The sequence below is a fragment of the Bifidobacterium asteroides genome (assembly GCF_048001765.1).
GTDB classification, from domain to species: Bacteria; Actinomycetota; Actinomycetes; order Actinomycetales; family Bifidobacteriaceae; genus Bombiscardovia; species Bombiscardovia asteroides_K.
This window is the reverse complement of sequence record NZ_CP181447.1, coordinates 641,326-661,703: the sequence shown is the minus strand read 5'-3', so window position 1 is coordinate 661,703 and position 20,378 is coordinate 641,326. Positions and strand designations below refer to the sequence as shown.

The 20,378-nt window shown below is 63.1% G+C and carries 17 protein-coding genes and 1 tRNA gene; 5 read left to right on the top strand and 13 right to left on the bottom strand.

Annotated features, from left to right (window positions below; all coding sequences use genetic code 11):
• Positions 1-63 precede the first annotated feature (63 nt).
• From ACNAOV_RS02450 to ACNAOV_RS02415, 8 genes are all read right to left on the bottom strand, one after another.
• Positions 64-1,494, bottom strand: a complete 1,431-nt coding sequence (locus ACNAOV_RS02450; RefSeq protein WP_416517822.1) for an amidohydrolase — start codon at positions 1,492-1,494, stop codon at positions 64-66.
• Positions 1,495-1,660: 166 nt separating this feature from the next.
• Complete coding sequence (locus tag ACNAOV_RS02445) at positions 1,661-2,455, bottom strand: isoprenyl transferase (protein WP_416517821.1); 795 nt, start codon at positions 2,453-2,455, stop codon at positions 1,661-1,663.
• A 3-nt stretch (positions 2,456-2,458) separates the two neighbouring features.
• Positions 2,459-3,181 carry a DNA repair protein RecO gene (recO, locus tag ACNAOV_RS02440; RefSeq protein WP_416517820.1) on the bottom strand — a complete coding sequence of 241 codons (723 nt, stop codon included), beginning with the start codon at positions 3,179-3,181 and terminating at the stop codon, positions 2,459-2,461.
• Positions 3,182-3,196: 15 nt separating this feature from the next.
• Positions 3,197-4,849 (bottom strand): alpha/beta hydrolase family protein, encoded by a 1,653-nt coding sequence (locus ACNAOV_RS02435; RefSeq protein ID WP_416518123.1) that lies wholly within the window; start codon positions 4,847-4,849, stop codon positions 3,197-3,199.
• 101 nt (positions 4,850-4,950) lie between these two features.
• Complete coding sequence (gene ispG / locus ACNAOV_RS02430; RefSeq protein WP_416517819.1) at positions 4,951-6,180, bottom strand: flavodoxin-dependent (E)-4-hydroxy-3-methylbut-2-enyl-diphosphate synthase; 1,230 nt, start codon at positions 6,178-6,180, stop codon at positions 4,951-4,953.
• The gene (gene dxr, locus ACNAOV_RS02425; RefSeq protein ID WP_416517818.1) at positions 6,177-7,460 is read right to left on the bottom strand and encodes a 1-deoxy-D-xylulose-5-phosphate reductoisomerase; all 1,284 of its coding nucleotides are present in this window, start codon (positions 7,458-7,460) and stop codon (positions 6,177-6,179) included. The genes ispG and dxr overlap by 4 nt, the downstream gene beginning before the upstream one ends.
• On the bottom strand, positions 7,457-9,178 hold the full coding sequence (locus tag ACNAOV_RS02420; protein WP_416517817.1) for a DivIVA domain-containing protein: 1,722 nt from the start codon (positions 9,176-9,178) through the stop codon (positions 7,457-7,459). Before ACNAOV_RS02420 ends, dxr begins: the two co-directional genes overlap by 4 nt.
• A gap of 100 nt (positions 9,179-9,278) precedes the next feature.
• Positions 9,279-9,352: transfer RNA gene (locus ACNAOV_RS02415), tRNA-Val, on the bottom strand.
• Between the two features lie 130 nt (positions 9,353-9,482).
• Here ACNAOV_RS02415 and ACNAOV_RS02410 point away from each other — a divergent pair.
• Positions 9,483-11,027, top strand: coding sequence for an MDR family MFS transporter (locus tag ACNAOV_RS02410; RefSeq protein ID WP_416517816.1), 1,545 nt, complete (start codon positions 9,483-9,485; stop codon positions 11,025-11,027).
• Between the two features lie 119 nt (positions 11,028-11,146).
• Here ACNAOV_RS02410 and ACNAOV_RS02405 read toward each other — a convergent pair whose 3' ends face one another.
• Entirely contained in the window at positions 11,147-11,563 is a 417-nt protein-coding gene (locus ACNAOV_RS02405; protein WP_416517815.1) for a DUF3052 domain-containing protein, read from the bottom strand.
• A 51-nt stretch (positions 11,564-11,614) separates the two neighbouring features.
• Positions 11,615-12,481 carry a S16 family serine protease gene (locus ACNAOV_RS02400; RefSeq protein WP_416517814.1) on the bottom strand — a complete coding sequence of 289 codons (867 nt, stop codon included), beginning with the start codon at positions 12,479-12,481 and terminating at the stop codon, positions 11,615-11,617.
• Between the two features lie 93 nt (positions 12,482-12,574).
• On the opposite strand from ACNAOV_RS02400, the gene ACNAOV_RS02395 reads away from it, so the two are divergent.
• Positions 12,575-14,197, top strand: coding sequence for a zinc-dependent metalloprotease (locus ACNAOV_RS02395; protein WP_416517813.1), 1,623 nt, complete (start codon positions 12,575-12,577; stop codon positions 14,195-14,197).
• 40 nt (positions 14,198-14,237) lie between these two features.
• Here the strand turns inward: ACNAOV_RS02395 and ACNAOV_RS02390 are convergent, their stop codons facing one another.
• On the bottom strand, positions 14,238-15,728 hold the full coding sequence (locus ACNAOV_RS02390; protein WP_416517812.1) for an ATP-dependent helicase: 1,491 nt from the start codon (positions 15,726-15,728) through the stop codon (positions 14,238-14,240).
• A 103-nt stretch (positions 15,729-15,831) separates the two neighbouring features.
• Here ACNAOV_RS02390 and ACNAOV_RS02385 point away from each other — a divergent pair, with 103 nt between their 5' ends.
• Together ACNAOV_RS02385 and ACNAOV_RS02380 are read left to right on the top strand one after the other, a co-directional pair.
• Entirely contained in the window at positions 15,832-17,406 is a 1,575-nt protein-coding gene (locus ACNAOV_RS02385) for a phosphotransferase (protein ID WP_416517811.1), read from the top strand.
• Positions 17,407-17,495: 89 nt separating this feature from the next.
• Positions 17,496-17,735, top strand: a complete 240-nt coding sequence (locus ACNAOV_RS02380) for a DUF3107 domain-containing protein (RefSeq protein WP_024627268.1) — start codon at positions 17,496-17,498, stop codon at positions 17,733-17,735.
• Between the two features lie 64 nt (positions 17,736-17,799).
• Here the strand turns inward: ACNAOV_RS02380 and ACNAOV_RS02375 are convergent, their stop codons facing one another.
• Positions 17,800-18,687, bottom strand: a complete 888-nt coding sequence (locus tag ACNAOV_RS02375) for a PHP domain-containing protein (RefSeq protein WP_416517810.1) — start codon at positions 18,685-18,687, stop codon at positions 17,800-17,802.
• A 71-nt stretch (positions 18,688-18,758) separates the two neighbouring features.
• Between ACNAOV_RS02375 and ACNAOV_RS02370 the strand changes: the two genes are divergently transcribed.
• The gene (locus tag ACNAOV_RS02370; RefSeq protein WP_416517809.1) at positions 18,759-19,367 is read left to right on the top strand and encodes a vitamin K epoxide reductase family protein; all 609 of its coding nucleotides are present in this window, start codon (positions 18,759-18,761) and stop codon (positions 19,365-19,367) included.
• On the opposite strand, the gene dapF is transcribed toward ACNAOV_RS02370, so the two are convergent.
• Positions 19,368-20,333, bottom strand: coding sequence for a diaminopimelate epimerase (dapF, locus tag ACNAOV_RS02365; RefSeq protein WP_416517808.1), 966 nt, complete (start codon positions 20,331-20,333; stop codon positions 19,368-19,370). It abuts the gene before it with no gap.
• Between the last annotated feature and the right edge of the window lie 45 nt (positions 20,334-20,378).

Genomic DNA, 20,378 nt, shown 5'->3' with positions numbered 1-20,378 from the left:
CGCCGCCGGACAAAGTGATCCGCAGAGATCATCGGGTCCGGCGGCAGCCGAACAATAGGTAGGTCAGTGGGGCATCACATCGTCAGGGATGACGACCTTGTACTCCTGGCCGGCGAAGGTCTTGTCGAAGTCCTCCTTGGCGGCCTTGACCAGGTCCGGGTCGGTAAAGGCATCATAGGCGGTCAGAGCCAGGGTCTTGCCTGCAGCCAGCAGACCCTTGTGGGCCACCGAGGACTTGCCGTTGGCCGCCCACTGCCAGGAGTGCGGTGAGGTTCCCTGGGGCTCGAACCCGCCGCTGAACTGGGCGGTGGGCGTCTGCCAGCTGACATCGCCAACGTCGGTGGACCCCGATGCCGTATCCGTGAAGGCCAGCGGGTACTTCTTCAGGGCCATGGTGGACTCGGCCATCTTCCTGACTTCCTCATCCGGAAGATCAGGGAAGGCGGCCTTGGTACGGCTGAGCACCCGCTGCTTGCCGGCCTCGGGGACCGTGTCGGTGTAGCGGCGTTCGTAGTCCAGCTCCTGCTGGTCCAGTGGTAGGGGGCCGACGAGGTCCAGGTTCCTGTCTATGGCCTCGGTCAGCGGATGGTTGGGGATGAAGTTGTAGCAGGCCGCGTCGAACTCCTCCTTGACCTGGGTCTCGGTCATCAGGGCCGCACCCTGGGCAATCTTCTCCACACGCTTGAACAGATCCTGAGCCTGATCCATCCTGGGGGCGCGCACGAAGTAGTAGAGCCGGGCGTGGGATTGCACCACATTGGCCGACTCGCCGCCTGCGTCGATGAAGGCGTAGTGCACGCGGGCCTCATCGATCATGTGCTCGCGCAGGAACTGCACACCCACGTTCATGAGCTCAGCGGCATCCAGGGCGCTCCGGCCCAGCTCAGGAGCCGCAGCCGCGTGCGCCGGCACGCCGGTGAAGTCGAAGTAGGCCTGCAGGACCGCCAGGCTGGAGGAGCCCCAGGCCTGGGTCACATCCGAGGGATGCCAGGACAGGGCCAGGTCCAGCCCGTCGAAGACCCCGTCCCTGGCCATGAAGGCCTTGCCGTAGCCCGACTCCTCAGCTGGGCAGCCGAAGACCTTGATGGTCCCCTTGAGCCCCTTCTCCTCCATGAAGGTCTTGATGCCCACGCCTGCCGCTACAGCGGCCATGCCCAGGATGTTGTGGCCGCAGCCTTGCCCATTGCCGCCCTCGACCAGGGGCTTGTGCTCGCCCAGATCAGCCACCTGGCTGAGGCCTCCAAGGGCGTCGTATTCGCCGGTGATGCCGATCACCGGACGGCCCGATCCCCAGGTCGCCACGTAGGCATAGTCCATATGGCCCACGCCCTTCTCGATGTCAAAGCCCTCCTGCTCCAGCACCTTGTAGTGCTGCTGGACCGACTCCTTTACGGCAAACCTGGTCTCGGGGGTACCCCAAATGTGGTCGGCGGCCTCGATGAACTCCTGTGACTTATCTTCGATGATCTGCATAATGCGCTGCTTGTCGTCCACGCCTGTCACTCCTTCGCTTCGTTTGCTGCCCTGAATTCCACAGCAGACATGGCTTGCTCCGCTGCGATATGACACAGACTACCTTCCAAGGGCATTACGAGAGTGTTCAGACGTGTAAATTTGGACGACTATGGCTAACTTCACAAATTGAGTTGTCTTGTTTTCTTTAGACTTGGTCCACGCCGCCGAAGCGCCTGTCCCGATGGATGTAATCGTCGATGGCCCGCCATAGCACGTCGCGCCCGCAGTCGGGGAAGAGCTCAGGCACAAAGGCCAGCTCCGCATAGGCCGCCTGCCAGGGCAGGAAGTTGGAGGTGCGCTGTTCCCCCGAGGTGCGCAGGACCAGGTCGCAGTCCGGTATGTCGGGGTTATAAAGGTGCTGGGCGATCATCTTTTCGGTCACCTTGGAGCCCTTGATCTGCCCGGCTGCCACCTCCCGGGCGATATCTGTGGCTGCATCGGCCAGCTCAGCCCTGCCTCCGTAATTGATGCAGAAGATCACATCGATTCTAGTGTTGTGCCGGGTGCGCTCCATGGCCGCCTCCAGCTCGTCGATGACCGACTTCCAGAGCCGGGGCCGACGGCCCGCCCAGCGCACGCGCACCCCCCAGTCGTCCATCTGGGCCACTCGACGATGGATGATATCCCGGGAAAAGCCCATCAGGAAACGGACTTCAGCAGGCGAGCGCTTCCAATTTTCCGTGGAGAAGGTATACAGGCTCAGGTATCGGACCCCGGCCTCAATCGCTCCGGCTATGGTGTCGAAGACCACCGGCTCGGCAGCCCGGTGGCCCTGGGTGCGCTCCATCCCCCTCTGTTTGGCCCAACGGCCATTCCCGTCCATGATCACACCCAGGTGCCGAGGGACTGAGCCCTCGGGGAAATGCGGGATGCGAGCGGGGTCGGAGAAGGGGGCTGCAGGCACATCCAGGGAGGTGTAATCGACGGGGTCAAAGCTCATGCTTCAAGAATCTAATAGCCGCAGGGACCTGATGGGCCGCTCCAGGTAATATTCGCCCCATTTCTCGACAAGACCATCGCAGAGGGGGGTTGAGCCCTTGCCGTCCAGCCTGGACCAGTCCCCGCTGCTCAGCGCCCGGAAACGTGACAGGGTGGCTGGATCCACCGCCACGGCATCAGTAGGCCTATCCCGACTGCAGACCACACCGCCGCCAGGCACCGAAAAGTGGGTCAGCTGGTCAGTCCTGCCGCAGACGATGCAGGAATCCAGCCGGGGCCTCCACCCAGCCAGCGCCAGGGAACGCAGCAGGTAGGAGGCACCGATGTCACGGGGTCCATGTCGGTGACCGGCCAGGCTGGCCAGGGCGGAGACCAGCAGACGGTATTGCTCCGGAGCCGGCTCATGTTCGCCCACCACCAGCTTGTCGGCGGTCTCAAGCATGACGCCCCCGTTGGCATAGAGGTCATAGTCGGCGCATATGGCATCCGCATAGGGGGCTATGCAGACGGTCTGGGATACGATGTCCAGGTTGCGGCCGCGTGAGATGAGCAGATCGTCACGCATAAAGGGCTCCAGCCGTGCGCCGAAGCGGGACTTAGTCCGTCGCACCCCCTTGGCCACGGCCCTGACCTTGCCGTGTCCCCTGGTCAGAATGGTGACGATCCGGTCGGCCTCGCCCAGTTTGACCGTTCTGAGGACCAGGCCCTCGTCACGATAGATGGCCACGACGGTCCCGTCCTTTCATTGGTAGATGAACAGGCCCCAGAAGGCGAAGATCAGCAGGACTCCGAACATGGCCAGGGTGGTGACGATAAAGAGGGCAACGCCGAAGCGGGTGGAGGCCAGAACAGGCCTGGGATCCAAGTTGCGCATCTGCTGACGCAAAGTAGGGCCGCCAGCCTTGCTTGTGCGGACCTGGTCGGGCAGCCGGTCCAGTCCCCTCAGGGAGGCTACCTCGACCATGCGGGCAAAGGTGCGCGACCAGGCCCAGATGACCAGGGCGCAGACCACCTGGATGACAGGCCAACTCCAGTAGCTGACCCCAGCCTGGTCGGGCACGCCGCCCCAACCCAGGCGCACCACGGCCATGATGACCTGGCCCAGACCGGCTCCGAAAAGGACCAGGGTAGCCAGAGTGGTGCCTGTGATGGTGACCAAGGTGCCGCCGAAGCCATGGCTGAAGCCCAGGACCGGGTCCCTGCGCCGGCGCAGACGGAACAATTTCATCAGACCGGCGACCATAGCCATGACCAGAGCCGCCAACAAAAGGACCAGGGTCAGCAGGTGCAGGACGAACATATAAATGGTCAGTGAGCGCCGCCCCCGCAGATCAGTGGGCACGGCGATGGACTGGTGGATGGTGGCCCCGCCCACGCTGGGGCTGGTCTGATGCAGGCCATGGACCTGACCCACCGCCCAGTCAATCATGTCCTGCTGGTAGTGGTCGGCCAGGGGCGTGCCGGTCCGGGCCTCATCCCCCAGCCGCAACACATGGTTGGAGACCGGGTAGGAACGCACAGTGACGTTCTCGTTGCCCGAGGCGTGGGCCTGGGACAGCACGCGCTGCACCCCCTCCACCTGGGCGGTCATCACATCCTTGGCCCCGTAGGCCAACAGGGTGGGAATGGCATAGGTGTAGCGGTCGGTGGGTTCGATGTCCAGATTGTTCAGGCCCAAGAGGGAGGCATCGGTGCTGAAGAGCCGACGGACCACCGACTGGTAGCCCTGGTTGGCCCCTGCGATGGCGAAGTCCTGGGCCACGAAGAAGCCCATGGCGTGCCGCGGGGAATAGACCATGGGGCTCAGCAGGATCTGGAAGGCGATCCGGTGGTCCATGGTCAGCAACATGGCGGCGATCCAGGTGCTCTCGCTGGTGGCATAGATGCCAACCTTGGAGGCATCCACATCATCACGATCGCGCAAAAGATTGGCAACCCGCTCGTAGGCCCTGGCCGAAGCAGGATAGTCCCGGTCCGCATCCGTGGTGGACCAGACCGGCTTGTCCAGTACAGCGGTGACGAAACCGGCAGAGGCCAAGGACCGGGCCACGTCCCCGAAGGAGTTGTCACAGGTGCCATAACCAGCGCCATGCATGAAGACTACAGCCGGCCGATGGCCTGAAGCCCCCTTGGGAGCGCGAATTAGAATTCTGATGCGTTGGTGCTCGCCAGTGGCGGGCCTTTCCACGCTCAGTTCCTGGTGGCGGGATTCGACCTGGTACTGTCCCATGGCATCCCTGGCAACCCCGGCAGGCCAGTCGAAGGTAACCGCGGTGTCCGGAGTCAGAGTGGGGAAATTCTGATCCACTGGTTCGTATTTCCAAGGAACGGCGGTCAAGTGGGAGACAGAGGCCAGCAGTCCCATGAGGATGACGAAGATGGGCAGGCTGGTCATCAGCCGCCTGACCCTGCTCCACCCGCTTGCAGGGAGGGAACGCTCAACCTCTTGGGACACGTCGGCCATTGTAGCCGGTGGCGGGGATGGCGCTTACGCCCTCAGCTGGCACGGCCGGTGACCGGGACCACCATGGGGCCCGCCTCCGGCAGGGTTTCACCCTCGGCCGCCGCCTTGGCATCCATCTGAGCGGCGATTTCCTTGGCCCGTTCCAGCAGGGTGGGGACGATCTGGTCCTCAGGCACGGTCTGCACCACCTTGCCCTTGATGATGATCTGGCCCTTGCCGTTGCCCGAAGCCACTCCCAGGTCAGCCTCCCTGGCCTCGCCTGGTCCGTTGACGATGCAGCCCATGACAGCCACCCGAATGGGGGCGGTGATGTCCTTGAGCCCCTCGGTGACCTCCTTGGCCAGCTCGATCACGTCCACCTGGGCCCTGCCACAGGAGGGGCAGGAGATGATGTCGAAGTGGCGCTGGCGCAACCCCAGATATTCCAGAATCTTGCAGCCCACCTTGACCTCTTCCACAGGCGGCGCGGACAGGGAGACCCGGATGGTGTCGCCGATGCCCTCGGCCAGGAGCGCGCCGAAGGCCAGGCAGGACTTGATGGTCCCCTGCCAGGAGGGCCCGGCCTCGGTCACGCCCAGGTGCAGGGGCCAGTCGCCCTTGGATGCCAGGAGCCTGTAGGTCTGGACAGTGGTGACGGGGTCGTGGTGCTTGACGGAGATCTTGAAGTCGTGAAAGCCCACGTCTTCGAACATATGGGCTTCTTTCAAGGCCGAGGCGACCAGGGCCTCGGGGGTGGGGCCGCCGTAGCGGGCGTAGATGTCCTTGTCCAAGCTGCCGGCATTGACGCCAATGCGCAGGGAGATGCCCGCGTCGGTGGCCGCCTTGCAAATCTCGGGGCCGACCTGGTCGAACTTGCGGATGTTGCCCGGGTTGACCCTGACGGCTGCACAGCCGGCATCGATGGCTTGGAAGACGTACTTGCTCTGGAAGTGGATGTCAGCGATGACCGGAATGGGCGACTTCTTTGCAATGATGGGAAGCGCGTCGGCATCGTCCTGGCTGGGTACAGCCACCCGCACGATATCGCAGCCGGCGGCGGCCAGCTCGGCGATCTGCTGCAAGGTGGCATTGATGTCAGCAGTGACCGTATTGGTCATGGACTGCACCGAAATAGGGGCTCCCCCGCCGACCGGCACAGGCCCCACCATGATCCGGCGGGAGCGGCGACGAGGATGCAGCGGAGTCTGGCTGATGGCCTGCTCGCCTGTCTTGCGGAACCCTTGGGAGGATGATGACTGTTCGGTCTTGGGAATGCTACTCACGCAGTCATGTCTATCAAAGCATCAGCCCTTTGGCGCGCCTCATGTTCGACTTGCTCCATTACCTCCACGGATGTGAATGTTCCCGGAAGATGCGTTTCCATGGCATCCATGACCGAACGGATGGTTTCGACGATGTCCAAGTAAGGCAGCCGGTGATCCAGGAAGGCCCTGACCGCCTGCTCGTTGGCGGCGTTGAAGACCGCGGTCATAGGCTCGCAGCTTCCCAGAGCCCGCCTGGCCAGATTGACCGCTGGAAAAGCCTCGTCATCCAAGGGCTCGAAAGTCCAGGTGCTGGCCTTGGACCAGTCACAGGCCGCAGCCACATTGTCAAGACGGGCGGGCGCCGACAGGCCCAGGGCGATGGGTAGACGCATATCCGGAGGCGAGGCCTGGCTTATGGTGGCCCCGTCCTGGAACTGGACCATGGAGTGGACCACGGACTGGGGGTGAACCACCACGGTTATCCGCTCGGGCTCGATCCGGAAGAGCCGACTGGCCTCGATGACCTCCAGACCCTTGTTGACCATGGTGGAGGAGTTGATGGTGACCACCGGACCCATGGACCAGGTCGGATGGTTCAGGGCCTGCTCAGGTGTGACCTCGCGCATGGCTTGACGGCTCCAACCCCGGAAGGGACCTCCTGAGGCGGTGACCACCAGACGGGCCACCTCTCCATGCTGTCCCGAACGCAGGGACTGCCAGATGGCCGAATGCTCGGAATCGACCGGGTTGATCTGGCCCGGTCTTATCTCGGCATCAAAGAGCAGATGGCCGCCGGCCACCACGGACTCCTTGTTGGCCAGAGCCAGCTGGGATCCGGCCTGCAGGGCCGCAATGGATGGACGCAGACCGACTGATCCGGTGATGCCATTGAGGACCAGATCGCTGCCGGAACCAGCCAGCGCCTGAACCGCCTCCATGCCTGCCTCTACCTGAATGCCGGTCAATCCCAGGGCCTTGAGAGCCTGCTGCAGGGCTGGAACCTGCGCCTTGTCGGCCAGAGCCAGACGGGTCACGCCAAAATCGCGGGCCTGACGGGCCAGGAGCTCGACATGCGCCCCGCCAGCGGCCAACCCGGTAACCTGGAACCGATCCCTATGACGACTGATCAGATCCAGAGCCTGGGTGCCGATGGATCCCGTGGATCCCAAGATGACCAGACTGCGAGACTGGTCTGCATCTTCCCTGGGCGACCAATCCGCCAAGGTGCGCTCACGCCCGACTGACAAACCGCCCTGTCTACCTTCACTACCTGTATTGATTGTTGTCTGATGACTCATCGACTGCCTTTATCCTGCTCCCCCTCGTCTCCGAAAGCCGGGAAAGAAATATCGGGGATGTCCAGATCCATCTTGGGCAGATCCTGGTTGAGCAGCGAAGCCAGGTAGGAATCCGGGTCCTGGTCCTGCTTATTCCCCTGCGTGTTTTGTTGTGAATACCTGGGCTTGGCCCAGTCGGGCGTATCCGTGCTGGTTCCGGCTGTCTCAGCCCAAGGACGCTCCTGGACCTCAGGCGCTGCAGGTGCTGGTTCCTCATAGTTGCCCAGGGGTCCGCCTGCGCCCAGAGGACCATCGACGAAGGGCGAGGAGATGATTGAGGTGGATCCTGGCGTAGACGAGCCGTCAGTGTCAGCCCTTGTCGCCGAGGGGGCGAAAGCATTCCCGGCTGAAGTAGGCGGAGTGGAGGCTACGGGTGCCGAAGGGGTCGGCTGAGGAGTCTGTGGTGCAGGCGAGGGCGAAGAAGGCGTCACCGGGTTGAAAGGCGCGGATTGCGCAACCGACGCAGGTGCCGCTGACGCTGCAGCGGGAGCCACAGGATTGTGGCTGGTCGGCGCAGAGGCCGGCTGTGCAGCCGCAGGCGGCACGGAAGCGGACATAACTGATTCCTGCTGACCGGAGACAGGGAGATTGGCAGGGGCGGAATTGGCAGAGGCAACGGGGGCTCCGCCGCTCATACCTGCTGAGGAGGCCGACCTGGCTGACGAAGAGGCTGGAGTTGCTACCGCCGATGCTGCTGTAGCCGCCCCAGCGCCTTCCTGGGCCAGCCGCTGGTTGACCGCCGAAGCCAGAGCGCTCAGCGAGCTATTGGGCTGCGCCGTCTGTGCTGTAGGCGTCGTCTGCGTGCTGGCGACCGGCGCCTCGAAGATAGCACGCTCTGCCTGGTGCAGTTGAGCGAAATCGTCCTGACTGCCCTGGTCATTCGCAGCAGCGGAAGCATTGGGGATGCTCCAGGCGGGTGCCTGGCTCTGTCCGATCAGCGGCTGAACGCCCGAAGCTGAAGAGTTTTGCACCGGCAACTGCGATTGCGCAGGAACAGCAGCAGGCGCCGTTGCATTGGCTCTGGCTCTCTTGGCCCTCTCGCTGACCCTGGCAAAGGACTCCAGCTGCTCGAGAAGCTCGACGGCCTTGGCCAGGAAGAAGTCCACCTGGCGCTCGTCATAGCCCTTGTTCCCCCGCCGCTGGGTGAAGATGACGTTGGAGACGCGGTCAGCCGTGATGTCGGTGTTCTTCGACTTGCCTGAGTCGGCCTTCCGTCCCGCCTGCAGGTTGAGCTGGTCAGAAGTCTTATTGAGGACCTGCTCGATCAGCCGCTCCACCTGCTTGCAGTCGTATGAGGGCATGCCGGGATCCCCACGCTTGAAGACGCTGCCTGAGGGCCTGCCGGCATGAGTGGTCAGCTCTGATTGCAGGCTGACCATTCTGGTCGTCCAACCGTCCACGCCCACCCGGGCTATCTCCAAACTGGTCTGCCTGTCGGAAATCACCCTCTCCAGTCGCGAGAGGGCAGCATCCACCTGGGTGATGATGTAGCCGTTCTTGCACAGGTCGAAGGAAGCGTTGGCTATCTCCTCCTGGGTCAGATCAGGGTCCTGGCTCTCATAGAGCGAGTGAGCCCGCTCCAGGAAGGCGTCCACCTGCTTGGTGTCATATCCCCACTTGCGCTTGCCCGAGCGCGCGATGGTCGCCTCGGTTCCACGGGCATCAGGCTTAGCTGACATCAGGCATCGACCTCCTGACCTTTCTTGTCAACGATCGTCGTGCATCGATTCTACGTGAGCGCTAAGACGCGATTTCGGGCACACCCCCTAAAAACCCCTGTGGTCCCGCCCGGACTCGAACCGGGGACATCCACCGTGTAAAGGTGGCGCTCTAACCAACTGAGCCACGGGACCAGCACACTACCTTAGCAGATTACACGGTGACAAGGCCGCACGGTGCGGCTATAATCCACTAGGAATTCGCGGGCCTGGTCCGCAAAAGAAGAGAAACACAACATATACACCATATAAGAGGGGGTTCGGGTTGTCACAGACAGTCGATACAGGCAGTGGCAGGAAGACCAACCGCACCCTGGTGACGGTGGCGGTCTTCATCGCCACCTTCATGACGGCCATCGAGGGGACCATCGTCTCCACCGCCATGCCCACCATCATCGGGGACCTGCATGGGCTGTCCATCATGAACTGGGTCTACTCCATCTATCTGCTCATGACGGCGGTCACCACACCCATCTACGGCAAGCTTTCGGACCGCTTCGGCCGCAAGCCGCTGCTGACCATCGGTCTGCTGGTCTTCGTGATCGGTTCCACCCTGTGCGCACTCTCCCAGTCCATGCCCCAGCTAATCGGCGCCCGTTTTCTGCAGGGCCTGGGGGCAGGCGCCATCCAGCCGCTGACATACACGGTTCTGGCCGATATCTATCCCCTGGACAAGCGGGCGGGCATGATCGGCCTGAACGGCTCGGCCTGGGGCATCGCCTCCATCATCGCCCCCCTGCTGGGAGGCTTCATCGTCCAGCAGATAAGCTGGCACTGGGTCTTCGCCATCAACGTTCCCATCGGTCTGCTGGTCATCATCATGATCCAGATCTTCCTGAGCGAGCATATCCAGGCGCGTGAAACCCGCGTCGACTACATGGGCATCGGACTGCTCAGCATTTGCCTAATCTGCCTGATGCTCTGCCTGCAGAGCCTGGGATCGGCTGGCGATGCACGGATCACCCTGGTTCTGGCTGCGGCCACTCTGGTCACCTTTGCCCTGCTTCTTCATGTTGAGGGCCACCAGGAGGATCCCATCCTGCCCCTGCGGCTCTTCCACATCAGGACCTTCGTCATCCAGAACATCTGCATGCTCCTGGTGGCCGGATTCCTCATGGGCTTCGACACCTACATGCCCATCTGGATGCAATCCGTGCTGGGGATGAATCCCTCCTTGGGCGGCTTCGTGGTCACCCCCTCCTCCATTCTTTGGCTCCTGGGCGCCTACCTGGCCGGACCGCTGACCATGCACCACCCGCCACACCGGGCCACCAACATCGGCCTGGCCTTCATCCTGACGGCCTGTGTCTGCTACATAGCCGTCCCCCAGGCCACCACCTACTGGGTCTTCCTGGCCATCTCGGCCGTGGTCGGCTTCGGCTTCGGCCTGACCATCACCACCTCGACCATCACCGCCCAGAGCGTGGTGCCCGCAGGCGACGTGGGTGCCTCGACCAGCTTCAACACCCTGGCCCGCTCCCTGGGACAAACGCTGATGGTCTCCATCTTCGGCATCGTCATGAACACAGTCATTGCCCGCGAGGTACCCCGGTATAAGGGACTGACCGAGGACATGATGAACAGCATGATCAACCCGGCCACGGCAGGGAGCATCCCCTCACGCCTGCTGGGTCCGGCCCGCACCATCGTCTTCGACGGCCTGCATTGGATCTTCGTGGTGGGCCTGGTCATCCTGATCATGGCCTTGGTAGCCAACCTCTGCGACATCCGCTCGCGCACCCTGCTGGCTGAATACCAGAACAAGGCCACGACGGTGGCTCCTGCAATTGCTGAGAAGAGCGAGCAGTAAAGGGCCGCTCGCCGTGCGGATTCCTCCGGGAATTCCTCCTGAATGACAACGAGGTGGTGGGCATTGGTTGATCCTGATGCCCACCACCTCGTTCATTGGCGCTTATGCGGCCAGAAGTCTTACCTGCCCTTGCCGAAAGCCCGCAGCTGGGTGGCGTTCCAATCCTTGCTGACGGTGGTGGGCATCAGGGCGTTCATGCCCGCGGTCTTGGCCGCATTGGAAACGACCCCTGGAGCCGAGGCCCCAGGCCTGCCTGGCTTGGGGGTCAGCACCCAGAAAGGCGCGCCCTTGTTGACCATGGCCGAGGCATCCATGATGGTGTCCGCCAAATCGTCCTCGGCATCGCCGTCCCGCCACCAGATGATGACCCCATCCACGGCTGCGTCATAGTCCTCGTCCACCAGCTCTTCGCCGGTCAGATCCTCGATCCTGGTCCGGATCCCGTCGTCGACATCGTCGTCCCACATCCATTCCTGAACGATATCGCCGGGATGAAAACCGAACTCTTCCGCTGTATAGGTTGTAGTCTCAGCCACGTTTTCAGCATAACAAGACTGCCGGAATTCACCAATTGGACCGGCCTTGTCTTATTTGGCCTTGGCGGCCGTGCAGTGGGGCAGCCCCTCCCCTTGACCATGACCGATGGCCACCAGGGCCTTGTAGGCCTCGTCCAAGGTGGACACCCGCACGTCGCGCAGACCCTGTGGCACATGGCCTGCCACCTGTGAACAGTTGGCCGCAGGCGCCAGGAACCAGGTGGCGCCGTCCCGCCTGGCCCCCAGCATCTTCAGCTGAATACCGCCGATGGCACCGACCCGTCCCTTCTGATCCATGGTGCCGGTTCCAGCGATGGTCAGACCTCCGGTCTCCTGCTCCGGCGTGATCTTGTCGATGGCACCCAGGGTGTACATGAGCCCGGCCGAGGGACCACCGATGTCGGCAACCTTCATGCTGAATTGCAGGCCTGACACGTCATATCCTCGGGCCTTGAGAAAGGCCAGAGCCTGGGATGATGCGGCCTTCTGGGAGCCGTGCATATCGCCCTGCTCCTGGCGCTTATACTCCTCAACGCTCTGTCCGGGAGGGACCACGGCCTCCTGGGGAAGCACCGTGGCGTGAGGATCGGCCCAGCCCACCAAGGCATCCAGATTTGAGGCCGGGTAGCCGGGGATTCCGCGGGCATTGACTGTGGTCATCAGCAGGCGACCCTTGTCATGGTGAACCTGGCCACCCTTCACCATGATGACCGGTGAGCCTTTTGAACTTCCCAGCACATCCTGGGTGGGTCCGGGCGTCTCGATGGTATAAGGCGAAGGGAGAAACAGCACCAAGATGGCCAGAATGACCAGAAGACCGCCAACCAGCATTTTGCGGGTAGGCCCGCCAAGCGTTCCGGATTGCCTTTCGGGTGCGCCTGTGGCGCAGTGATGCGATTTCCCGTGCGGAAGTGTCATAGCTCCAATATTATGGTTGATGAAGACGATAATCCCGGCAGGCACCACCCTTGAGGGCGGACGGCCTGCCTTGGCGAGGACTGGAACAAAGCAATGGACGAGAATGCAATCCACCAATGGCTCATCGAGTGCTTCGGCCCGGTGCAGGGCGAGCTGGCCTGGAGTCAGTTCTCACAGCTGCCTGAGTCCATCCGCTCCCAGATGGCGGCCCAGGGAGCAGATCAGCTGCCCAAACCCGCCGAGGTCCAGGCCCTGATCCAGGCCTTCACTGCTGGAGGGCTGAACACCCCGGCCGATATGCAGGCCCAGGCTGACCAGGGTCCCATCAACGTTGCACTGGCCAAGAACATCGCCTTGGGACGCACCAGGGCCGACCAGTCCGATACCACAGTCACAGCCGAGGACAGCGACCGGGTGGCCCGAGTCATGAGCGAAGCCAACCTCTGGCTGGACACCGTCTGCGCCTTCGACCCCGCCCCGGGCCAGACCGAAGCCCTGACCCGTGCCGGATGGATCGAGGGCAGCATAGACGCCTGGGTAAAGTTCGCCTCCCCGGTGGCCCAGGCGGTCAGCGACGCCTTGACCTCCGTCATAAGCCAGCGCTTCCAGGGCTTCGACCAGGGCGAGATTTCGGGAATGTTCGCCGGACCTGTGCCCATTCCACTGCCAGACAACCTCAAGGATCCCACCACGCTGATGAAGCTGCTGGGAAACACCTCTTTCGCCATGCAGCTGGGGCAGGCCGCCGGCGAGTTGGCCAAGGAGGTCCGAGGAGGATTCGACCAGGGAATCCCGCTGCTGAAGAATCCCGCCGGAGCTCTCATTCCACAGAACATCAAGGCCTATGCCAAATCCCTTGAACTGGATCTGGACGAAGTCACCCGCTACATGGCCCTCAAGGAGGCCGCCCACGCCCGGCTCTACGCCGCCGTCCCCTGGTTGATGCCACGCTTCGAGGCCCTGATTGGCAAATACGCCCGGGGAGTCTCCATCGACCTGGACGCTGTGGAGGACCAGCTGCGTGATGCTGAGCAAATCAACCCCGAATCCATCGCCGGCGCCATCAACCTCAGCAATGTCGGCATCGAAGACACCCCTGAGCAGAAGGAGGCCCTGCACAGCCTGGGCGACCTGCTGGCCCTGGTGGACGGCTGGGTGGACTGTGTGGTCTGGAACGCCGGCATGGCCCACCTTCCCCACCTGGAGCAGCTGCGGGAGATGACCCGACGCGAGCGCGCCGTCGGAGGGCCGGCCGAACAGACCTTCGAGTCCCTGCTTGGCCTGCATCTCCATCCCAAGCGGTTGCGCGAGGCCGCCGACCTTTGGGAGCGCATCACCGCTGACGAGGGTGTCCAGGGCCGCGACGATCACTGGTCCCATCCTGATCTGCTGCCCTCCCTGCCTGTCAAGGAGGATGCCGACCAAGTCGGAACATCGACCTCTGCAGACGGGCAATCCGAGCAGAAGGCCGACACTCCCGCCACCTCAGTGGATTGGGATGCCGAGCTGGACAAACTGCTGAATGCCGAGGAGAAGGATTCCTCTGCCAACCCGATCACCCCGGCAGACCCCGACGCTTCCAATGACCAGGAGCATCCAGACCATGAGGCTCCTGGCGACCAGAAGAGCGCCGACAAGGATTCCAAGGACCCCGATGACGGTCAACCTGACCAGGACGACTCAGACAAAGGCGACTCAGACATCGGCCAAGCCTGAACCGTGGCTCCCTATGTTCCGAGGGCCCAGGCGATAGTGCTCAGCGGTGAATGAACCGGCTGGGGGCGCGTCGGGCGAAGGCGCTGCCGTCCTTGTGCTCCGCGTAGGAAAGGTGCAGGGTGTCCTCGGCACGGGTCGCCCCTACGTACATGAGACGGCGTTCCTCCTCCAGGGCATCCCCCTCCTGCGGTGAACCAAAGGGAATCAACCCCTCGGCACAGCCGACGATGAAGACATGGGCGAATTCCAACCCCTTGGCGGCGTGAATGGTAGAGACCGTGACCCTCCCCTGGCCTATGCCTCCCTCCAACTGTTCCAGCACCTCCTGCTTGCTCAGATTGACCGACTGGTTCTGCCAGCCTGACTCGGTACGCACCCGGTAGCCGATTCCGCGTTCGTGCAGGGCACGGCAGATCAGGGTCTGCTGGGCATTGATCCGAGTCAGGATTGCAAACTGGCCAGGCCGGGCCCCCTTTCGGATCATGGAGGATATACGGGAGGCCACGGCCCCAGCTTCATCAGCATCATCCTCATAACGGGTCATCGCGACTCTGCTGCCATCCTGACGGGCCGAGGTCAGCTTCAGATAGTCGTCACGCACCGGCGAGCGCGCCAGAATACCGTTGGCGTAGTGGACCACCCTTCCAGTGGACCGGTAGTCGGTGGACAGGTCCAGATCGGCCTTGATGCCCGGGAATTCCTGTGGAAAGTTCAGCAGGTAGTAGGATGTGGCACCGGCAAATGAGTAGATGGTCTGGGCCGGGTCGCCCACCACGCAGATGTTCTGCCTGCCGTTGAGCCAGAGCTTGAGCAGCCGGTGCTGCAGGGGCGAGACATCCTGGTACTCGTCCACCGTCAGCCAGCCGATTCGGTCTCGAATATCTGCAGCGGCCTGGCCGCCTTCTTCCAATATGTGACAGACCAGCAGGAGAATATCGTTGAAGTCCATCTGATTATGGGCGGCCTTGGAACTCTCGAAGACCGTGTACAGGTCGGCCATCCGATCAGCCTCCAGACCAGCCGGTGGCAGACGGTGACTGGCTGCGCAGACCCGAACGTAGTCCTGGGGGGCGATCAGCCCCACCTTGGCCCAGTTGATCTCCGCAGTCAGGTCCCTGACCTGGCCCGGATCGGCCTCCTGCCCGCAGACCCGCTGATAGGCAGAAGACACCAGGGGACCCACATCCTCGATCAAATCGGGAGGGTAGGTCTCGCTGACCTGGGGCCAGACCCGCCTGAGCTGGTGCAGGGCGGCCGAATGGAAGGTCGCCGCCTGCAGGGCGGCCGACACGCCAAGCTTGGTCAGTCGATCACGCATCTCAGCCGCGGCACGAACCGAAAAGGTCACCGCCAGGGTTTTGGAGGGCTCCCAGCTACCGCATGCGCAGGCATAGGCTATTCGCCGGGTGATGGTCCTGGTCTTGCCAGCCCCGGCCCCTGCGACGATACGCACAGGTCCGTCAAGCACGGTAGCCGCCTGCCGCTGGGCAGGATCCAGTCCCTCCAGCAATCGTTCCTCATCCTCATGCACACCCCCATTGTGTCAAAGTCCGGTACCGGAACCGGCGGCGGCGTGCCCATGTGGTCAAGTGGACAACCGAATCCGCAACAGTCCTTGTATTATCCTTGAGAATGTGACTGAACGAACGAAGCTGACCCTGGCCGCCCTGGCATCGGCCGCCATGCCTGAGGTGCCCATGACCGGCGCGCGCGACTGCGACCAGCTCAGCAGCCTGGACCGCGCCCAGGGGGTGGACTGCGCCGTGGTCCAGGACGCGACCGGCAACGTCTACGACGTCTGGGCCACCAGCACGGAGGCCGGCAAACGTCGGCTGGCTGCTCGAGTCAAGGCAGCCCAGGCCCTGGCCGATGCCAAGGAGATGGCAGCCATGGGCTTCCAGGTCGAGCGCATCCTGGCCTACCAGCCAGGCGAGAAGGCCGACAGCCCGACCGGCACCACAGCTGTTGCCGTCATGACCCACTGCCCAGGCCGAATCCGTCCCCTCCATCTGCTGACCCTGAACGAATGCACGGCTGCGGGCACAGCCATCGGCGCCATCCACCGGGTGCGCCCCGATTTTCTGAAAACCCACGGATATCCGGCCTTCTCAACTGCCCAGATCGCAGCCCAACTGCGGGGATGGATCAAACGGCTGCGTATGGATGGTCACGTGCCCAAGGAAATCACCGATTCCTGGGCCTCCATCGTGGCGACCGACGGACTCTGGTCCTTCGACACCTGCACTGTGCATGGGGGCTTCTCCGACGGCGATCTGCTCTATGCAGGCTCAGGACTGAGCGGGGTCTACGGCTGGCAGGACATGCAGATCAACGATCCTGCCCGCGACCTGGCCTGGATTTTCGCCAAGCTTGACGGGTCCCGCCGCAACGCCGTCATTGCAGCCTACGGCAGGATGATGGGGGCCCGACTGGACGACCTGATCATGCTCCGGGCCAATCTCTGGCTGCAGATGGAGCAGGTGGGCGACTTCATCACCGCCTTGGATCATGCAGACAACGAACGGATCATCCAATTCAAGGCCCAGGTTGAGCGCCTGGCCCAGCAGCTGGGCGACCACGAGCAGGACCAACGCGCCCGTCGCCGGCAGCAGACGCCAAGTCCGTCACCCGCTGGCACACCCTCCACCATCACCGTGGGCACCCTGTTGGGCGACGATAATGCTGAAGACCCCTCTGCAGCCAAGCTACAGGAGAATCCAACGCCGAAGCCTGACCCCGACTCGGCAGAAGTATCGGATGAAAGTTCGGCCACCATCGCCATCAACAGGGTGGAAATGGCTGGCCTGGCTCTGGCCCAGACCGCCATGGACCACTCCGATGCCAGGAATAAATCCAAGCCACCAGCTGTTGCCCCTATTCCCAAGGAGGAGGAATCAGGCCTGAGCGATCACTTCCGCGGCATCGGCGACCCAGCCACCGGCGACGAGGATGCGGATGGCGAAGCGGACCCGAAGGCTACAGTAAGCAGCTCGTCCGCAGACACGTCCGGAGACGAACCGCCTTCGGCTGCTTCCCAACCGCACGATGCCTCGTCCGCCCAGTCTCTTGCGAACGATCAGGCAGAGACCATCCTCCTTCCCAGAAAGCCACTGCCCGAGCAGACCCCCACGCTCACTGCAGAGGGACAGGCATCGGCATCGCCGCCGGAGACCAGCCCTTCCCCGGAGGAGCCCCAAGGGGACGCTTAGAGCGTAATCACCCGGGTCAGCGAATAATGAGACCGGAAGATCCGTGGACCGGCAGGTCTGGGCGACGGAGAACAACCTTGGAGGTAGCAATGGATATCGAATTCGGCATCAAGAACGTGGCCCGCACGGTCAACTTCAGCACCAATGCCAAGGCGGATGAGGTGGCTGCCCACATCGCCCAGGCCCTGAACGAGGGCGGACCCATCGATTTGGTGGACGACAAGGGTCGGCACATCATCGTTCCCAAGGAGTCCTTGGGCTACGCAGTGGTTGGTTCCGACACCACCCATCCTGTGGGCTTCGGCGTTCTGGGAGGTTCCTCCGACTGAGGTTGTGACTGCCTGATGGGGGCGGCCGGGTCCTTGTGGTCCGACCGCCCCTGATTCGTATCCGCTAACCCCTCCAGGCGACCGGACGGCTTCCCCGAGCCCTATCCACTATTCGCGCCACCACCTCATCAGTGGTGCTGTTCTCCCCCATCCGATTGGGTTTGCCTTGGCCGTGCCAGTCCGATCCTCCGGTCACCAGCAGCCCCCAGCGCTGGGCCAGGGCCAGCAGCCGTTGTCGCTGCTCAGGCGGGTTGTCCCGATGCCAGACCTCCAGGCCTCCTAGACCCTCCCTGGCCAGCGCGGCGATCTGCTGGTCGGAGAGCAGGACGGGATTGCGGTTGACCGCACCGGGGTGGGCGATGACCAGGACGCCCCCAGCATGGTTGACCGCTGCCAGCACCTGATGGGTGGTCGGCGATGGCGTAGGCAGGTAGTAAGTGCTTCCGGAAGAGCAGACCCCAGCAAAGGCCTGGCTCCGGTCGGCATAGACACCGGCCTTGACCAGGGCATCGGCGATATGCGGACGGCCCACCGTGGTCTTCGACCCTTCCTTGACCTGATCCAGCACATCCTGCCAGGTGATCGGATAATCCCGAGAGATACGCTCGACCATAGTCCTGGTTCTGCTCAGCCTGGCCTCCCTGGTCCTGGCAAAGAGCCCGGCGATGACCGGATCCTCCGGATCATAGAGGTAGGCCAGCATGTGAACCGATACACGGCCATCCTGGGCGGTGATTTCGGTCCCCGGCAGCAGGGGCATCCCCAAGTCCTGGGCCGCCTGACGGGCCTGATCCCAGCCCGCATTGGTGTCATGGTCGGTGATGGCCAGACCTTCCAGACCCAGCTGTTGCGCCTGCTCGACCATCCCCCGAGGCGTCACGGTGCCATCGGAGAACACGGTGTGGCAGTGCAGGTCCCAGCCGGAGACCATGGCAGTATCCTCATGCGTCATGCCTCCATCCTAAACTCGTGAACGCGTTCCCGTCTCAGAGAACCTTCCCGACCACCGAGGTGATGGACCCTATGAGCGAACCGACCTCTTCAGCCACTTCCAGCTATCTGATTGCCGCCCTGGCTTCACTCGCAACCCTCTATGCCAGCCTGGTCCTGTCAGCGGAGACACTTCAGCTGGCACGTCACCCCCAGGGCCAGCTCAGCTGTGACATCAACTCGGTGGTCTCCTGCTCAGCCGTGGCCCAGTCTCCCCAGGCCGAGCTGATCCGCCTGGGCACCCTGCCGGTCCCCAATGCCTTTCTGGGACTGATAGCCGAGTCTGTCTTCCTGACGCTGGCCGTCGTGGGCCTGTGCCGGATCAAGATGCCCACACTGCTGGCGGCAGGGACCTGGCTGGCCTCGCTTGCCGCCCTGGCCTATGCGCTCTGGCTGTTCACCCAGTCGCTCTTCGTCATCCACGCCCTCTGCCCCTGGTGCCTGGTCATGACCTTCGCCACCAGCCTGCAATTCATGGCCTTCAGCCATGCCACGGTCATCCAGCAGGGTCTGCCTCGCAAGCGGCCAGGATGGCTACAGACCTATTACCAGCGGCACTTCGACCTGATGGTCGACCTGATCTGGCTGGTCGCCCTGGCAACCATCGTTCTGGCTGTGGAAGGATCCGCCCTCTTCGGCTGATCAGCAGCCGGGAACATTCTCCAGGGTCAGACGGGCCACCATTCTGGCCGGTCCCGTCAGCCATACATCCTGAGGGTCCACGTCCACCTTCAGACGGCCCCCACCCACCTGAACGGTCCAGTGATCAATCCCGGTCAGGGCTCGCAGCAGCACACCGCTGGCGCACAGACCGGTCCCGCAGGACAGAGTCTCGCCGACGCCACGCTCATAGACCCTCATGGTGGCCCGCCCGATGCCATTCTCAGCATCCAAGGCATCCAGACGCAGGAACTCCACATTCTGCCCCTGGTCCAGTCCAGGCCTGACCCGCGGTGGGACAGACAGGTCCAGATCGCCCAGGTCAGGCAGATCAGTCCTGGCCAGCAGGTCGGTCATGGTCTCGGGCAACCCATCGGCCTCTGATTCGGCAGCGACTGAGTTCAGAACGACTGCGTGGGGATTGCCCATATCCACCAGGGTGCCGGGAGCCGAGCCTGACAGGGCCCCACCGTCGACCAGCTGGTCCCCCACTGGGCCCATCCGCCAAGATCCGACCTTGACCTTGAACACATGCTCGCCCTCGCACTGCAGAGGACTGCGCGAGACGATCCGCTTGACCCCGGCCCGGGTCCCCAGCAGGAAGGAGGAGCCCTCCATGGTCGGCGTCAGCCCCTGCTTCTGAGCGAAGAGGGTGACTGCGCGCGTCCCGTTGCCGCACATCTGGGCCAAGGAACCGTCCGCATTCCGGTAATCCATGAACCACTGGCAGCCGAAACGGTCACAGGCATCCACCTGTTCCTGGCTCAGGTCGCTGACATCAGCCGGATGGGTCAGCCGAATGACCCCATCGGCTCCGACCCCGAAATGCCGGTCACACAGCCATCGCACCTGGTCGTCCGTAGGTTCCAAATCCCCCCGGGGATCGGCATAGACCACGAAATCGTTGCCGGTGGCTTGCATTTTGTAAACAGTCCGGGGAATACTCATGCTTGTAGAGTACGGCCCTTCGGCGACAGGCTAGGCTGGTTTTTC

Bases quoted from the DNA above. Each gene is read 5' to 3' on its own strand.
- ACNAOV_RS02445 (WP_416517821.1), bottom strand. From the start codon at position 2,455: ATGAGCTTTGACCCCGTCGATTACACCTCCCTGGATGTGCCTGCAGCC.
- ACNAOV_RS02435 (WP_416518123.1), bottom strand. From the start codon at position 4,849: ATGACCAGCCTGCCCATCTTCGTCATCCTCATGGGACTGCTGGCCTCT.
- dxr (WP_416517818.1), bottom strand. From the start codon at position 7,460: ATGAGTCATCAGACAACAATCAATACAGGTAGTGAAGGTAGACAGGGC.
- ACNAOV_RS02420 (WP_416517817.1), bottom strand. From the start codon at position 9,178: ATGTCAGCTAAGCCTGATGCCCGTGGAACCGAGGCGACCATCGCGCGC.
- ACNAOV_RS02400 (WP_416517814.1), bottom strand. From the start codon at position 12,481: ATGACACTTCCGCACGGGAAATCGCATCACTGCGCCACAGGCGCACCC.
- ACNAOV_RS02395 (WP_416517813.1), top strand. From the start codon at position 12,575: ATGGACGAGAATGCAATCCACCAATGGCTCATCGAGTGCTTCGGCCCG.
- ACNAOV_RS02380 (WP_024627268.1), top strand. From the start codon at position 17,496: ATGGATATCGAATTCGGCATCAAGAACGTGGCCCGCACGGTCAACTTC.
- ACNAOV_RS02375 (WP_416517810.1), bottom strand. From the start codon at position 18,687: ATGACGCATGAGGATACTGCCATGGTCTCCGGCTGGGACCTGCACTGC.
- ACNAOV_RS02370 (WP_416517809.1), top strand. From the start codon at position 18,759: ATGAGCGAACCGACCTCTTCAGCCACTTCCAGCTATCTGATTGCCGCC.
- dapF (WP_416517808.1), bottom strand. From the start codon at position 20,333: ATGAGTATTCCCCGGACTGTTTACAAAATGCAAGCCACCGGCAACGAT.